The organism is Camelimonas lactis (genome assembly GCF_004342915.1).
In the GTDB taxonomy this organism is placed as follows: domain Bacteria; phylum Pseudomonadota; class Alphaproteobacteria; order Rhizobiales; family Beijerinckiaceae; genus Camelimonas; species Camelimonas lactis.
Genome location: NZ_SLWL01000031.1, coordinates 1 through 14,850 on the forward strand (window position 1 = coordinate 1; position 14,850 = coordinate 14,850).

General features: G+C 59.5%; 19 protein-coding genes. 7 read left to right on the forward strand and 12 right to left on the reverse strand.

From position 1 onward, the window contains the following. Nucleotides 1-66 precede the first annotated feature (66 nt). Nucleotides 67-243, forward strand: a complete 177-nt coding sequence (locus tag EV666_RS18360; RefSeq protein WP_165910073.1) for a hypothetical protein — start codon at nucleotides 67-69, stop codon at nucleotides 241-243. Nucleotides 244-389: 146 nt separating this feature from the next. Continuing rightward, nucleotides 390-758, forward strand: a complete 369-nt coding sequence (locus EV666_RS17475) for a hypothetical protein (protein ID WP_132010845.1) — start codon at nucleotides 390-392, stop codon at nucleotides 756-758. On the opposite strand, the gene EV666_RS17480 is transcribed toward EV666_RS17475, so the two are convergent. Beyond that, the gene (locus EV666_RS17480) at nucleotides 691-1,113 is read right to left on the reverse strand and encodes a PIN domain-containing protein (protein ID WP_132010847.1); all 423 of its coding nucleotides are present in this window, start codon (nucleotides 1,111-1,113) and stop codon (nucleotides 691-693) included. The two genes, EV666_RS17475 and EV666_RS17480, sit on opposite strands and share 68 nt — an antisense overlap. A 459-nt stretch (nucleotides 1,114-1,572) precedes the next feature. On the opposite strand from EV666_RS17480, the gene EV666_RS17485 reads away from it, so the two are divergent. After that, nucleotides 1,573-2,706, forward strand: a complete 1,134-nt coding sequence (locus EV666_RS17485) for a Fic family protein (RefSeq protein WP_132010849.1) — start codon at nucleotides 1,573-1,575, stop codon at nucleotides 2,704-2,706. On the opposite strand, the gene EV666_RS17490 is transcribed toward EV666_RS17485, so the two are convergent. Both EV666_RS17490 and EV666_RS17495 read right to left on the reverse strand, forming a co-directional pair. Then, on the reverse strand, nucleotides 2,696-2,926 hold the full coding sequence (locus EV666_RS17490; RefSeq protein WP_132010851.1) for a Rha family transcriptional regulator: 231 nt from the start codon (nucleotides 2,924-2,926) through the stop codon (nucleotides 2,696-2,698). The two genes, EV666_RS17485 and EV666_RS17490, sit on opposite strands and share 11 nt — an antisense overlap. 204 nt (nucleotides 2,927-3,130) lie before the next feature. Continuing rightward, the gene (locus EV666_RS17495; protein WP_132010853.1) at nucleotides 3,131-3,466 is read right to left on the reverse strand and encodes a hypothetical protein; all 336 of its coding nucleotides are present in this window, start codon (nucleotides 3,464-3,466) and stop codon (nucleotides 3,131-3,133) included. 121 nt (nucleotides 3,467-3,587) lie between these two features. On the opposite strand from EV666_RS17495, the gene EV666_RS17500 reads away from it, so the two are divergent. The 3 genes from EV666_RS17500 to EV666_RS17510 all read left to right on the forward strand — a co-directional run bounded on the left by EV666_RS17500 (nucleotide 3,588) and on the right by EV666_RS17510 (nucleotide 5,346). Then, nucleotides 3,588-4,307, forward strand: coding sequence for an SOS response-associated peptidase (locus tag EV666_RS17500; protein ID WP_132010855.1), 720 nt, complete (start codon nucleotides 3,588-3,590; stop codon nucleotides 4,305-4,307). Nucleotides 4,308-4,352: 45 nt separating this feature from the next. Then, nucleotides 4,353-4,748, forward strand: coding sequence for a hypothetical protein (locus EV666_RS17505; protein WP_132010857.1), 396 nt, complete (start codon nucleotides 4,353-4,355; stop codon nucleotides 4,746-4,748). Nucleotides 4,749-5,034: 286 nt separating this feature from the next. Next, a complete protein-coding gene (locus EV666_RS17510; protein WP_132010859.1) occupies nucleotides 5,035-5,346 on the forward strand; it encodes a DUF3102 domain-containing protein in 312 nt (103 codons plus the stop codon). Nucleotides 5,347-5,351: 5 nt separating this feature from the next. Here the strand turns inward: EV666_RS17510 and dcd are convergent, their stop codons facing one another. The 4 genes from dcd to EV666_RS17530 form a co-directional block, all read right to left on the reverse strand. After that, nucleotides 5,352-5,957 carry a dCTP deaminase gene (gene dcd, locus EV666_RS17515; RefSeq protein WP_132010861.1) on the reverse strand — a complete coding sequence of 202 codons (606 nt, stop codon included), beginning with the start codon at nucleotides 5,955-5,957 and terminating at the stop codon, nucleotides 5,352-5,354. Beyond that, a complete protein-coding gene (locus EV666_RS17520; protein ID WP_132010863.1) occupies nucleotides 5,941-6,999 on the reverse strand; it encodes a M48 family metalloprotease in 1,059 nt (352 codons plus the stop codon). The genes dcd and EV666_RS17520 overlap by 17 nt, the downstream gene beginning before the upstream one ends. Continuing rightward, on the reverse strand, nucleotides 6,986-7,318 hold the full coding sequence (locus tag EV666_RS17525) for a hypothetical protein (protein WP_132010865.1): 333 nt from the start codon (nucleotides 7,316-7,318) through the stop codon (nucleotides 6,986-6,988). The genes EV666_RS17520 and EV666_RS17525 overlap by 14 nt, the downstream gene beginning before the upstream one ends. Before the next feature lie 451 nt (nucleotides 7,319-7,769). Beyond that, nucleotides 7,770-8,381, reverse strand: coding sequence for a phage tail protein (locus tag EV666_RS17530; RefSeq protein ID WP_132010867.1), 612 nt, complete (start codon nucleotides 8,379-8,381; stop codon nucleotides 7,770-7,772). Between the two features lie 22 nt (nucleotides 8,382-8,403). Between EV666_RS17530 and EV666_RS17535 the strand changes: the two genes are divergently transcribed. Continuing rightward, on the forward strand, nucleotides 8,404-8,592 hold the full coding sequence (locus EV666_RS17535; RefSeq protein WP_132010869.1) for a hypothetical protein: 189 nt from the start codon (nucleotides 8,404-8,406) through the stop codon (nucleotides 8,590-8,592). Here the strand turns inward: EV666_RS17535 and EV666_RS17540 are convergent. The 5 genes from EV666_RS17540 to EV666_RS18365 all read right to left on the reverse strand — a co-directional run. Beyond that, nucleotides 8,585-10,927: a phage tail tape measure protein gene (locus EV666_RS17540; protein WP_132010871.1), complete on the reverse strand. Its 2,343-nt coding sequence runs from the start codon at nucleotides 10,925-10,927 to the stop codon at nucleotides 8,585-8,587. The genes EV666_RS17535 and EV666_RS17540 overlap by 8 nt on opposite strands. A 291-nt stretch (nucleotides 10,928-11,218) precedes the next feature. Next, on the reverse strand, nucleotides 11,219-11,491 hold the full coding sequence (locus EV666_RS17545; protein WP_165910074.1) for a phage tail assembly protein: 273 nt from the start codon (nucleotides 11,489-11,491) through the stop codon (nucleotides 11,219-11,221). 61 nt (nucleotides 11,492-11,552) lie between these two features. Next, nucleotides 11,553-12,485 (reverse strand): head maturation protease, ClpP-related, encoded by a 933-nt coding sequence (locus EV666_RS17550; RefSeq protein ID WP_132010875.1) that lies wholly within the window; start codon nucleotides 12,483-12,485, stop codon nucleotides 11,553-11,555. After that, complete coding sequence (locus EV666_RS17555; RefSeq protein WP_132010877.1) at nucleotides 12,485-13,405, reverse strand: hypothetical protein; 921 nt, start codon at nucleotides 13,403-13,405, stop codon at nucleotides 12,485-12,487. Before EV666_RS17555 ends, EV666_RS17550 begins: the two co-directional genes overlap by 1 nt. Nucleotides 13,406-14,212: 807 nt before the next feature. Further along, on the reverse strand, nucleotides 14,213-14,850 hold a 638-nt coding region (locus EV666_RS18365), incomplete at its 5' end, for a hypothetical protein (RefSeq protein ID WP_165910075.1).

Here is a 14,850-nt window from a genome sequence, read left to right on the forward strand (position 1 = left end):
CCCACGATGCCGTGGAAATGCTGCCCATGATCGCGTGGAACGCGCGCCCATCATCCGGTGGAATCAGTGCCCACCATCCCGTGGAACACGCACCCCAACGCCTGGAAAGCCATCGAGGACGGTCGCAACCTTCCTAGCAGCGAGACGCTCCTGAAGCTTGTTGATCGCGGATACGACGCTACGTGGCTGCTGGCTGGCCGCGGCTCCATGCGGTTGGATGTGGCGGGCCCGGCGTCCGGCTGAGGGGAAGCGCAAGATGAGAATCGTCATCGCAGTACTTGTGGCTGTCAGCCTCACGGCTTGTGCTGGCCGATCATGCCGCGACTGGCCGGGCACCTGCATCATACAGTGATGCACGGATGGGGGCATGAAGCTGAGGGGAGAGCAGGATGGCTGACTACCGGGAGATATCGCAGGAATATGCCAAAGAGGGCATCAAGGCGGCCGTCATCCTGAACAGCGGTGCGATGATCGCTGTACTGACTCAGTTGACTAAAGTTCCAGACATGTCACGAACCGTCGTTGGCGTCGCGATGGCACTGTGGAGCCTGGGCATTGTGGCCGGTGCATTCACCTGGGTTCTAGCTTTTGCCAGCACGAGATACGTCGACAAGTCAGAACGTGAGCCGGTTTTTGCCCAGAAACACATTCAAACTTCGGACAATCACATGAAGGCGGGATATTGTTCCGTCATAGCCTCGCTAGTATTCTTCCTGGGTGGCTGCCTTGCTGTCGCAATTCACCTGATGCGCTCATAACCGCCGCCTGCTTTACTGGCTCAGGCAGGCTTGCGATTTTAACGGCGCGGTGGGCCTCAGACTTGGATAGGCCCAACTCGCGGGCGGCGGCGTTGATGCCTGACTCCATATTTTGGGGCGGTGCCAGCCGTCCATCTGATAGGGTGGCCGTTCCAACTTGGGACAACCGCCTCTCTTCACCCTGCTCCTCAGTCAGTTTAATCCACTCTGCCGCCTGCTCATCCCACTCCAGCTTCGGCATGGTGCGGACGGCGAGGGAAAGGCCGCCTTCGTTGCCGCGTCCACCCTTCGGCGAAACCTGGTCAACTTGACCAGGTTTATCGACCACCTTGCCCTTTTCATCCACGATCCCCATCAACCGCATCCATGCGGCCCGCACGCTCCGTAGGTGTAGGAAATTCCGACACCAACGATTTACGCAAGGATGGACGCCGGAAGGGGCCTCAACACCAGAAGCAATTCGCCACCGAAACCGCTGAACTGACGGGTGCCATGGCCTGAAGCCATAACCTGGCCGACCGGCACGTTTTAATACCGGAAATCCCGGCATTATGGGAAAAGCCCATACCCATCAACGTCGGCGCAAAATTGCGCCCAGTCGCCGCGTGACGTGGTCCTGATTTCTCAAGCGCTATCAATTGCTCGTAGGGCTTGGCGACAAAATCCCACCCACCGTGAACGCCTAGAGCCGTTGATGCCAGCGCAATATCATCAAGCGGCCTTGATGATCAAATTTCCGCATATTTGATTGTCAAACAGATTTGACGTCGCTAGTTTCGCATCAACCCTGCTTGATGATGGAATGGGTCGTAAAATGATCACCAAACAGTATGACCTGTCTGAAGCCGTCCACTACCACACTGGGGCGTTCCCCCCGGCGACGTTAGACTATGAGGCGCTCTTGGGTCCGCTAGAGGGGGCCGCCGCCTCCTTGGCCCGTTACGACGCAAAGATGTCTAGCATGGTCAACAGCGAGCTCTTTCTGGCGCCATTGCGTCGGCAGGATGCGGTGAGTTCCTCAAGGATGGAGGGGACAATCTCAACGATTGAGGAGCTCTATCGCCTTGAGGCGGAAGAAGATGCAGGGGCACCGGATCTATACCGGGAAGCCCGAAACGACGACATCGAAACGTTCCTCTACTCCCGTGCACTGCGAAACGCTCAGCAGGCATTGGCAGAGGGCGCTCCGCTGAGCGAACACCTCATCCGAACGGCGCATCAACAGCTGCTTTTTATAGGCCGTGGAGCGAAGAAGCGCCCAGGCGCCTACAAGATCGAGCAGAACTACATCGGGGACGATCGGCGCGGCAAAATTTATTACGTGCCAATTTCGCCTGAGCACCTGCCGCCGGCAATGGGGGAACTCGTCCGGTTTATGAACGAGAGCAAGATGCGGCCGCTGATCAGGACCGCGTTGGCGCATGTGGAATTTGAGGCCCTACATCCATTTGAGGACGGTAACGGCCGCATCGGCCGGATGCTCATAACCCTGATGCTGTGGAACCTCGGCATCATTAGTCAGCCGAATTTTTTCGTGTCGGGTTACTTCGAGGCACACAAGGACGAGTACATCGAGAAAATGCGTGCTGTCTCAGCCGATGGCGACTGGACAGGCTGGGCCGTGTTCTTCCTTAACGCCATGCACGCTCAAGCCACCGTCAACATTCAGACAGCAGACAGCATTTTCGCCCTGCATGCCGAAATGCGGGAGCGTTTCCGCGAGGTTCTCAACTCTCAGTACCACGATCAAGCCCTGGACTTCGTGTTTGCCAGCCCTGTATTCAGGAATGACAGGTTCGTTGACCGGCTCGGAACACCAGCTCCTACGGCTCGCAACCTGTCGCGCAGGCTTGTAGACGCAGGCCTGCTCCGAACCATTGAGCCGGCGGCGGGTCGACGGGCTGCGCTTTACGTCTTTGACCCGCTGCTCGACCTCCTCAAGGTTTGAACCGAGCCGCCGTCGACCCGGTGAAGCCCATGACAAGAAAGGTGAAGCCGTCCTTGGTCATGTCGACGGCGCGCTGCAAGCGTCCCCGGCTATCCTGATATTCAATCGGCAGAAAATTATGCCGATTGAATTCATCACTGCAATCAAGGCCGTCGATGGCTTGAAGCACGTTTTTGTGCTGCCGCCCGAACACCTCGGCAGCGCTAGCCGGGTTGCCCACTTCCGGATCTCTTCGCTTCGGCTTTCGCCGCCGCTACTTTACCTGTCCCAGCGCGCCAGGTCAGGTGTGTGGGGAGGCCGTTCCCACCTCTGAGCACCTCTGCAATCTGCATACATCAACGGTACGCAAAATGCAACGAAATCGGTGTAAATATGTATCGCAAACGGCACGTATCAACCTCAACCGCGCGTGTTAATCCCCCAATCACTCCGGCTCCTTATACCGCAGGTGCGGCCAGTCAGGCAGCTTTCCCTTTGCCTGCTCCCGCGGTTGCTCGCCGGGGCGCAGGAACCCATGCTCAACCCATCGCCTCCAGCCGTCGCCTGGCGCCAGATAGAGGCTGACGTTGGCCTTGTTACAGTTGCTGCATCGGAAGGTGTAGTTTCGCAGCGGCGTGCAACTGCCGTTTGTTGTGCGGCGGTGGCCTTGCAACATGAGCTTGTGCACGACGCCCCTATGGCCGCACTCCTCGCATACCACGCAGATGCAGTTGGCGTGAAAATCGAGGGCAAGCATGGTGTGGTTGACGACCTTGATCATGTCCGTAGCTCGCTTGAGAACAGACAGTGAACATACCGCTGGCCGGCGTGAGAGTCGAATCGCGTCAGGCGGTTGCGCCACGTCCGAGAGGCGCACATGCTGGCCGGTGGAGGATCCGATCGTGTGCAATCTCTACAGCCAGACCAAAGGCCCACAGGCGATTATCGAGCTGGCCCGGGCCATGCGGTCGACGGCCGGCAATCTTCAGCCTGGCGACATCTATCCGGATTATCTGGCGCCTATCGTGCACAATCAGGATGGCGAGCGCGTGCTGGCCATGGCCCGCTGGGGCATGCCGTCGTCGCGTCAGGCGATCTATCAGGCTACCTCGAACCGCGCTGACAGGCTGCGCGCCAAGGGTAAGGACGTCGATTTCGACGAATTGCTCAGGATGGAACCGGACAGCGGCACAACCAATGTGCGCAACACGATCTCAAGGCATTGGCAGCCATGGCTGACGCCGGAGCATCGGTGCCTGGTCCCGTTCACGGCTTTCTCCGAGCCGGGGAGAGATCAGACGGGGAAATACAAGCCGGTCTGGTTCCGCCTGCGCGGCGACGATCCTGAGCCCTTGGCGTTTTTTGCCGGCATCCAGCTTCAGGGCTGGGAGGGCGTGCGCAAGATCAAGACAGGCTGGGAGACGGCGGACCTGTTTGCATTCCTGACGTGCGAACCCAACAGCGTAGTGCGCCCCGTCCACCCCAAGGCCATGCCAGTAATCCTGACGGCGCCTGACGAGATTGAGACGTGGATGCGCGCACCATGGTCCGAGGCCAGCGCACTACAGCGGCCGCTGGCGGATGACGCGCTGGAGGTGTTCCCGCATAAATTTGCTGCTTAGATCGCGATGGAGCACTATCGCAAGGATTTTCCGCTGGAGAGCTGAATGAGACGGCTGGCTATCATCCTGGGCGTGATCGTTGCGTGCGGAAGCGCCAATGCCGAGACCTCGGTCGCGACCGACGAATTCATCGCCATGTTGAAGATCGGCAAGATCGCGTCAGATCTCGGGCTGGACTACGGGTACTGGATGACGGCAGGCGAGTGCGAACGGCCCCTGCCGGCGGAGCTGCTTTCGTTTCTGAAGGCGCGTATCCGTGAGAATGAAGCCAAGCTGCCGAAGGAGCGCCAGGAAGAGAAATGGCGCGATGCGTGGGGAACCAAACTGGTAGCAAGCGCCGCCGGGTGCAAGACCGTAACGCAGGCGCTGGAGCGGGACCACAAGCGCCATCTCGAACTTGAGAAGCAGGGAAAGATCGTTCCGCCCAAGCCAGACTTCTGATGAGGTGACGCCATGACCAACGATCCCCGCCTCACAGCCGCGATAGAGGCAGTCGCACGGACGATACACATGCTCAACAAGGAGCGTCATCAGTTCAGGTGGAAAAACGCCAGCGGCGAGTGACGCGTAGAGGCGTACCTTGGTCGCCAAGCAAGCAGGCCTTGGGGCGCTCTCACCACCTGCCGCCTCGGTAGTTTCTCCAGCGCCTGCCAATCCCTCGCCCAGCGCCCTACCTGCGGAGAAGGCGGCGTCTGCGCGGGCGGCGGCTGAGAGGATAAGGGGGCGGATGCAGCTTGCGGCCGAGTCTATCATTGAAGTAGGCCGCGAACTGATCCAGCAGAAGAAGGACCTGGGCCACGGTAATTTCTTGCCGTGGATCGAGGCTGAGTTTGGGATGAGTCGATTTACTGCTGATCGGTTCATGAATGTCGCGGAGCGGCTGGGCGACAAATGTAGCAGCGTGCAACATTTGGGATCCACAGCCCTCTACGCCCTCGCCGCGCCCAGCACCCCCGAGCCCGTCCGCACTGAAGTCCTTGAACGCGCCGCTTCTGGCGAGAAGGTGACGGCCAAAGAGATTGAGGCGCTGAAGAAATAGATTTACTACCCCCTCAATTTCCTCAGTATGCTAAAATCGCGATCTGCCGAAATTCTTGAGACAACGGGCCGCATATCGCCGATATACTTTCGATCGCTGGGTGAACCGTACACCCTGTGCTCAATTACATCGAACAGGCGCAATTGCACCAATCTGCTTCCAACTACTATCTCAACAGGATTATTGCCATGGTTTACCAGCTCTAATGGAACACACCCATGAAATCCGGGCTGTATCATCGTGTTCAAGTGGATACCCAGACGATTATAGCTCGACCTACTAAGAACATCGGCATACATATTCGGCGGAAGCCCGACGTATTCTAGTGTATTTGTAATTGCGACTTGCCCAGGATAAAGAATAAAATTATCACCTACGACTCGGCGGGTATATTGAAAGTATGTACTCGCCCCTCTATATCCGTCGACGTCCGATGATACAGAAATGTATGGTCTACGGGTGAGGATAGATACCAAAAAATCGTATCCAACGCGCAGATCGACAGTTGATGCGCCTATTTGGCAGCGATCCAACAGAGGTTCGATGAACAGGCTATCGGCCCTGTCACTATCCAGCGAATCCTCTATCTCTTTTTTACTGAGTAGTCGCATTTAACCAACCTGTGCTAATCTGCATATTGCGAATACTCTTCTCAACAAGATCATTAACAAGGCGAGAGCGCTCAAACTTGCTAAGATCCTGCCAGTGATGCGATGGGTTTTCAACTATCTTTTGCAGATATTGCCATCCTGAAGAAAAAACACCGTGCAATTCTTCAGGGCCCTCCAGTCTGATCGGCCTTATGAGGTCAAAAGATTTAGCAACATCGATATCCGCAAAGCGCTTCCTCAGCAGAGGGAGCCCCAAATCCGTTAAGACAGCATTAAAGACTGATATCTGCCCGACTTGTGCTCCGGATAGGAAATCCCTAATACATTCAACACGATCCTTCGTCGCAGGGTGGGTAGGTGACGCAGAGTGGCCCTTGGCGATCGCTTCTAGCGTACCAGCCATGGCCTCGCCGCAATAGCATGCAGCAAACGCATCCGCAAAATGCTCCATCATATGATGGTGAATTTGCCGGGCTACTTCGGGAGATTCCCGAAGTAGCTTCACTGCATCGGGCACCGTCCTAAAATAGCACCGCTCGGAAACGGAGTGGGAAGCGTCAACGTAATGACCCAATTCGTGATACAGCGCCACGCTTTTCAAGGGGCGCTGCTTATATAGTTTCGGGATCGCGATTTGGACTAGTGGACGCCTATCGTCTGGAATTGGAATTCGGGGATCGATCTTAGCCAGTCGGTCCCACGTCACTGCAGGTGAAAAGTGAAAATCTTGCCGATCAGCAAGAGCGGTCGTAATCAATGCCCCTTCGAGGCCCCAGTCGACTAGGGCAAACTCCAAAGCATACACTACTTCGTAGGGAACTTCTTTCGATGTTGACCCTGCGAGGTATTGCAAGACCTGCCAAGCATGGCCGTGAACAAACCGAACCTCGTTCTCGTCAAGCTCGTCGTGCTTTGCTATCACAAAATCTATGAGATCAATCGTTGCCCGGGTATATCGTGTCAGCGCTTCATTGAAATAGGTCGCCTCCAACAGCTTAAAGAAGGCGCTATTTATTTGATGCAAATCATCAACGATATACATTGGCACCTTCAATGCCTCGGAGGAGTTTTGCAGCGAGTGCCAAGTCCATACAGCCGATCGCTTCAAGCTCGTTCGCTGTGACTTCGTCGGCGGCGTTTGATAAAATTGCCATTGCCAACTTCACAGATTCCGGACTCGGTGCGGGAACTGACGATGCGGCGGGAGATCGGAGCACAGAGGCAGCACCTCGTGCAACCGAGATCAAATAGCTCTGCAAATCTTCTGGCAGGCGCTCCCGTCCTCCCAGTCTCATACGAAGCGCCAGCGCCACTAGATCGAGGTCGTTGCCGAAGGGTTGAGCTTGCTTAGCTGCCAGCATTTAAGTGCCTCCCTCTCAGTGAGAACTCGCCTGTGGATAACGGTGGATAACTGTAGTCTCGCCCGACATGGTGCGCAACTTCCTAGGTGAACGTCCCAGCATTTCACTGGGGACAAGTTGGTAATCTATTTATTGTTGATAGGGTTCCGTTTTGGCCTGCTTGAGCTGCTAGGGCAGTCGGTTCCTATGGATTGGACGCTTCCCACCTCAACCCAAGAATCTGCCCCCTACAGCCCATTTTCCAGCCGCCGCGCCGTATATGGGTGTATCCCAGCCCGGAACGGCCAGAGCGCGCAAAACACCGCCTGGCAGGCCTTTATTTCCCCTACCTGCCCACCGCAACAGTCGCGACATTTCTCGCGGATCGCTGACAGGGGTGACCGCGGCTCATGCCCGGCCAGTGCAGCCACAGCAGCGTTGGGCGGCCAGGTGGCCGCCATCTCTGTCCGGCTCATACCTTGAGCAACCTCCCCAGCTCATGCTCCAGTCGCCGCGTCAGCACGGTGTCCACCATGTCCTCGACGATGGTTTCGGTGCGCTTGCGAACCATTTCGCGCGGGATCGCTGGCCCCCAGAGCTTGCGGATCGGATGCCTTGCATCACTGGTCCGGGCGAATATGTGTCCTGCGCCAGCGCCTTTGGTCTGGCCTGCCTGGCCACGGGCGATGAATGCGCCGTCGTACTGCTCCGACACGCCCCATGCGCCGGCGGTGACAAACTGCGCCCGTGTCTGCCCGCCAAACTTGCCGTCTGCCCGCGGAACCATCCTGGAGGCGACCTTCACGCCCTTCGAGTCAATCAGCGAGAAATGCCGGCCCGTTCCGGTGATCTCATAGATCAGGCTGTCCTTGTTGGCCTTCTTCGTGACGACGGCTTTGTGAATCTTAAGGTTCTTCACGCCCATGCTGCTTGAAAGCAGGCGTTTAACGCGGGTGTTCGCCATATCGCCGACTCTGTTCAATGCGCGTGCCATGACGGGGCGCGCTGCGCCATCACCGATCGCGCGCAGGGCCGTCTGGAACTCCTTCAGATGGCGGTCAGCGACTGTGATTTTCACGGTCATCGTGGGCCTCCCTGGCTCGCTCTTGTTCAACGTCGTGCCGGTCTTCGTCGGTTGGGGCGATGTGCGGCGCCTTCAGTTGGGTCGCGGCTCGACGGCGCAGGTCGGCCTGCTGCTCAAGGAAAGCGGCTGTGGCTGGGCCGGTTGTGTTGGTCATGTCGTGCTCCATGGTTGGAAAAGGCCGGCGATGATCCGCCGGCCGCTTTTTAAATGACGTCGGCGAAAGTGCCGTCGCGCGTGCGTCGGAACTTGTTGCCGAGTTCGCGGGTAACCTGATCGGCGATTTCGCGGGCACTGGCGTTAGTGTTTGCGGTCACCGTCACGTGGAACGTGTTGGTGACATTCGCCGGCTGCGCCATAGCGGGGGCAGCCATAGGTCCAGCCACTGCACCTGCCACCGTCGCGGCCCGTAGGGCACGCGTGATGCCCGACGATTCAACCCTGCCAGACTGAGGCGGCACAAACAGTTCAGGACCGCGTTCACCCACCAGATACGGTGATCCAGCCGATACCGGGCCGCCATTTGCGCGCGTTCCTGCCGGTGCTGGGGCGGCGGGTGTCGAGCCGAACGATGGCAAGCGGATGATGTTGGACAGGTCGATGCTGCCGATCGCCGCCCTGATCCTGCCGGGGATGCCTTTGACCCATTCGATGAACGAGTTGAATTTCGCCACCGCGCCATCCCACAAGGATTGAACCATGGCCTGGCCAGCCTGGTACATTTGCGTTGCGCTGTTTGCGACGGCCGCAGCCGTTTCGCTAACCCACGTCGCGGCGCGCTGAATGAATTGCGTGATAGCCAATACGGCCGCGCCGACAGCCTCGCCGGCCGCAGTGCCCCAGGCGCGCCACTTCTCGCCGGACGCGTCAATCTCGCCGGTGAGTTTGCTGAACCAGCCGTAAACCGTGCTGACGACAGAGATGACAGGCCTGAGCAGCGGCTCAACCGGAGCAACAGCTTTCTGAAACGCAGCGCCGAACGCCTCGGCTGCCTGGCCCATGCCGCGCCAGTTGTTCGCGATGAACACCGCAGCCGCGCCGATGGCCACAAGGACGGCGCCGATACCAGTCGATATGAGCGCCAGTTTCATCACGCGCAGCGCACCTGTAACCAGCCCAATGGCCCCCGCCGCCAGCTTGGCCGGGTTCAGCAAGCCCAGCAGCATCATGCGCAGCGCCGCACCATGGCCAGCCACGGCGGCGGCTGCGGCATATCCGACCACGGCAGTCCGCAGCCCCCGGAACGCCGCCGATACAGCGCCCACAACAGGCGCGATCAGCATCGCCTTGACCAACCTGCCGCACGCCAGTGCAGCGGTCATGGCTACAGCTGCGACCTGGAGGAGCGCACCTTTGAACTGGAGAGCAGCAAACTGGGCAGCCAGAGCGGCCACCCTGAACGATACAAGCGCGGCGGCCGTCAGTGACAGTGCTCGAACCAGACCGGGGTTTTTGTCGGCAAACCGGCCAAACGCGTCAATGACCGGCTCCAGCAGATCCATTCCTTTTTTGAGGGCCGGGATGAGCGCCGTGCCGATGATCACCGCTACGCGGTTCAGGCGGTTGCGAAGCAACTGCAGGTCGTTTGAGAACGTGGCCGCGCGCGCCTCGAATTCCTGCTGTGAGCTGCCGAGATATTTGGTTTCTTTGTCGACCAGACCCAGCACCTTGCGGAGCAAGGAAAGATTCGTCAGCAGTGGCCCCAGGGCGCGGGCTTCTGAGCCGAACAGAGCGTTTGATACTTCAGCCTGCTGCCATTTCGGCAGATTGTTGACGCGTTCCAGAACGTCGAGCGTCTGCCCGACCGCGTCTTTCTGCATCCGCTGGGCGACCTTGACGCTATCGAGGCCAAGCGTGGCATAAGCCCCCCGCTGACCCTTGGTCGCGCCGCCGCCTTTGGTCAAGGCAAGGCCCATGTTACGGAAGCTAGTCGCAGCAACGTCTGACTCACTGCCCGCAGCAACCATCGCAGCGGCGAAAGCCGAAACTTGCGTCGCCTTAAATCCGAACTGCTTGCCCGTCGCGCCAACCCGCCGAACCACGTCGAGTACGTCCTTCGCGGACGCGGCGCTGTTGTTCGACAGGTGGTTCATCGAGTCAGCAAGCGCGCCGACCTGCGGGATGGTCAGGCCAAGGCCCGTCGACAGTTTCGCAAGAGCAGTTCCAGCCTCGCCAGCGCTGATGTCGAACGCAACGCCAACCTTGGCGGCCAGCTCTGTGAACTCAAGCAGTACGCTTTTATCAAAGCCCGACTGGCCAGCGGCGGCGACGATCGCCGACAGGTCTTTTGCCGCCATCGGGATGCGCGTCGACATTTCAAGCACGTCGGCTTGGAACTTTTTGAACTCTGCCGGCGTGCTGAAGTCGACGACTTTCCGGACGTCCGCCATCGAGTCTTCGAAATCCATCGCCGCCTTAATCGGCGAGGCAAACGACTTCGCAAAAGCGTAGGCGCCAGCTGCCGCGGACACGAGTTTTTGCTGCACCGCCGCAATCGCCAAGTCATTACGTCGGGCGGCGCGGTTGATTTGATCGAGTGCTACCGACATGGCGCGAGCCGGTGCTGTGACTCGGTCGATTAGCGACGCGATAAGTTTCGTTTCTTTAGTTGCCACCGGGGCACCTCATACAAAAAGAGCGCCCCAGTGGGGGCGCTCATCCAAACCCGAGATCGCGTGCTACGCGGTCGGCTTCTACGGGATCGAATATCTGCTCGGGCTGGGTTTCGGCTTCGCCGGCCTTGGCCTTCAGGATGTATTCGGCCTCGCCAAACCATCGCTCCACCTCGGCTGGAGACTGATCGAGCAGCCAGCCGAGGTCCGCGTGTAAGACGTGCGCGATTATTGCGATGCGCCGGCGCCAGCCGGTGGTTGGCCGTTTCCCATCGCGGCCGCGAACGCCTCGGATACGGCCTGTAGATCGGGCAGCGCCAGTTCCTCGATCACGGCCAACTCGACGTCGCAGAGCGAGGCCATCAGCGCATACGACTTGCGGGTTTCGCCGGTGACATGGTCGCCGGCCAGCAGGTCGCGGGCTTTCGGTTCGCGCAAGGTCAGCGTGGTGTAGGTCTGTCCCGAAACGGTGACGGGCTTGGAAAGAGTGACAGAGTTCATGGTGACTCCAGAAAAAGAAGCGCCGCCCAAAGGGGCGGCGTGAGAGGGGAAGTTGTGAAGGTCAAAAACCATTGGCGCGGTTGAGATCCGCGACAATCTTGCGCCAGCCGTGAGGGTCGGGCGGCTCGGACCTGGAGGCGATTGGCGTGACCGCCAGTCCGATCGCCCTGTTAGTATCGGCCACTGCTAAGGCCCACCCGTTGTTTGCATCCAATTGCTTCGCAGAGGGCTGCAGGCCGAAACTTTCCTCAATGGCTGTCCGCCAGCCCTCGTTGATCTCACGATCAGTCCATGCTGTTGCGCTGGTCCTCGGAGATGAGCGCAGAATTCCGACTGCCACGACCAACGGAACGCGAGTGTCTGCAAGATGCTGCGCGAGCGCGCCCCTGCCATCTGCTTCGGGGTGCCTCAAGATGGCTTCGCCTCGCCTGGCGTGATGTTCGCGAACGCTTGCCGGGGCGTTCTGATAGTTTCCTACTAGCTGTGCCCAGACGGCAGCAGGCGCTTCGTCACAAGCTGTTGCAAAGCGGCTGGCGACAGCCTCCGGCCCATCCATCCAGGTTTCGGCCGCCATCAGGGCGTGAATGTCATTTGTGCTGTGGCCGGTACGCTTCGCGTAAATCCCGGCCATCTGCGCGTTAACGTGCTCAAGCCAGGCCGGTTCACTTGAATCCAGCATGTGCGCGCAATGGATCATCATCATTGCACCCTGGCGCATGGTGATGGTGTCGCCAGCCATGGCGATGACGCTGGCAGCGGAAGCTGCCAGCCCGTCAACGATGATGTGGATTTCGCCGGGATGATTTGCCAGCGCGTTGTAAATGGCGATGCCGTCAAACGCATCACCCCCGCCCGAGTTGATGCGCACCTTGACAGGGCGTTGTGGGTCGACGCCGGCCAGAGCCAGCATCACGTCCTGCGATGTGAACCCATCTTCATACCGATCGCCCACACCGCCATGCAGAACAAGTTCACCGCCGATCCAAACGGTCATCAGTGCCCATCCTCAATCGGGATCAGTTCTGTCTGAAGTTGCCGCTCAACAGGTGTGCGCTCCGCCCATGCGGCTGCCCGCCGGTCGAGTTCAGCGATCGAGCGCAGTGTGTCTGCACCGCGTTGGCCGCTGGCATTCCAAACGTCTGGGCCGCCATCCAGAGCCGGTAGGATGGCGATTGATAGCGGTGATTTGGTCCATTCGGGCGAACGGTGCGGGTAGAAAACTTCCTTGCGGAACTTTCGCCGGATCACCGTCAGGCCGCTCGGGCCGGCTGGCCAGTCGTAAACCGCGCGATCGCCCTCAATGCGACGAACCCTCCTTTGCTCGTCGGCCGGCAACACGCGGCTTCTGTCGCCGTTGATGCACCACAATTCAACGTCATCGGCGCTGACGTCTTCGCGTTCGACTCCGGGGGTCAGAGTCAGCCGTGTTTCCGGGCCATGAAGCCGTTCCGCGCCCTCCGGGAGATCCTGGTTCACTTCCTGCACTGCTGCTTCTGCGCGGGCAACAGCCATGAATGCTTCGCGTATTTGCGCTGCTGCCTTAGGATAGATCTTCATCAGTTCCGTGCTGGCCTTCTCGCTGGCGGTTTTCGCAGCGTCGTACCGCGCTTGCCTTGCGGCTTCGGCCTCACGCGCTGTCGCATCGGCCAGCTTGGTTTCGATCAGTTCGACCAATGCCGTGGCCCGGTCGGACGCCCGGCGAGCTGCGGAGCGCGCTTCGTCGGCTCTGGCGCTGGCGGCTTCGTCTGGATCGACCAATGCGCCGGCATACGCTTCTTCGGCTGCCAGCAGTTCAGCGGCCTTCGCCTCGGCGTCAGCTTTTGCCGACTCCAGCGCCGACTGAAGTTCGGCAGCAGTCGAAGTGCTTTTCTTGGCCAGTCCGAGCAAGTCGGCGACCTTATTTTTGAGGCCCATTGATGGGGCTCCTTTCAGGCTTGATTGGGAGTTTGGGCGTTCCGCCTGGCGCTCGGCGCCATTTCGCTCATTGCCGCGGAAAACCGTTGCGGTGGCGCAATTCTGAGAGAAAAACGAAACGGAAGGCCCCTAGGAATTTTTGCACAGAGCGAGAGATCGGGCGTCACACGCCCGCACGATGAAAAGGCGCCAACACGGTCCCTTAAAAGGGGGGCGCGCCCTGCCGTGAAACATCGCCGTTGCCCGTGTTTCACGGGGTTAGGTAACGTTGGGTCAGGTGGTGGGCGAACGCCACGCCGCGGCGACACGTGCGCGGATGGGGTCCAATGGCACGCAAACCGCGACGCGAGCGTCACTGGTGTCGGGTTGACCTGTGACGATGCTGGCGTGGTAGCGGACGCCACCGTCTGGCTGCGGCTCTGCCGTGACCACCAGATGTGCGCCAGCCGTTAGTGTCCCGGCCTTAGCAAGGGTCGCCGCGGCGATACCAGCCATGGTTGATGGCTGGCCGGACGATAGCAGTTCCTGCATCAGTAAGATGCGTGTGGCGCTGCGGGCATCCCAACCGTCGTGGGGGCATGGCAGGAAGGACCTGCTGATCCAATGCTGAATTCTCGGTGCAGAGATACCGAGGCGCCGGCCCGCCTCAAGCGTTGATACGGACATGTGCCGCCTCCGATTTGGTGTAGCGATAGAGCGAAAAGAAAAACCGCGCCCAACCGGGGCGCGGCTTCACTGACAATCTATGACCGCAGGGCAAAACCTCTGGATTTCACCCTGCTATATACTTTCCGAACGAACTGCAGTTTAGGGCATCGTCTGCCGGATTTCTTGAAACTTTTTCGCTGCGGCGATCAGGGCGCGCTTCCCCGCGCGCTCCGCGGCCTTATCGTTGTTGCATCCAACAAGCCGACCAATGTCCGCGAAGCCGCGAGCCGATAACGCCGCGTCGAGAATGTCGATTTCCAGCGGCGTCAGCACGGATTCAACGTAGCGCTCCTGCTCATCCCTGACTTGCGGCTCGTCGGCGGCGTGATCATGGCCGCGCGGCCGGCTGCGGTTCTGGCCGCCGACGAATAGCTGCCAGAGATGCTTCGGCTCACGCGGCAGAGCGGCTGCACCGGGTTTGTCCGCGCCCGCGTACCAGCGAAAGTGCTCGTTCCGGCGCTCGGTTTCCTCGCGCTTAGCCTTTGCTCCACTGGCCCGTTCCGCGCGTTCTGTAGGGGTGAACCAGCGGCTGGCGTTGTCGGGATCGGCGGGGTCCAGATCCTGGGCCAAGTAGCCAATGACAGCACCGGCTGGGATCCGCATCATAACCGTGGCCAGCCTGCCTCTCTCATCATAAGCGACTGCCGGCTCGTAGCGCTCTCCATTCGATATGAGCACCCGGCCACGGCGGATCACTCGCCCCTTGTCGTCGCGTTCGATGTCATCACCGTCGGCGG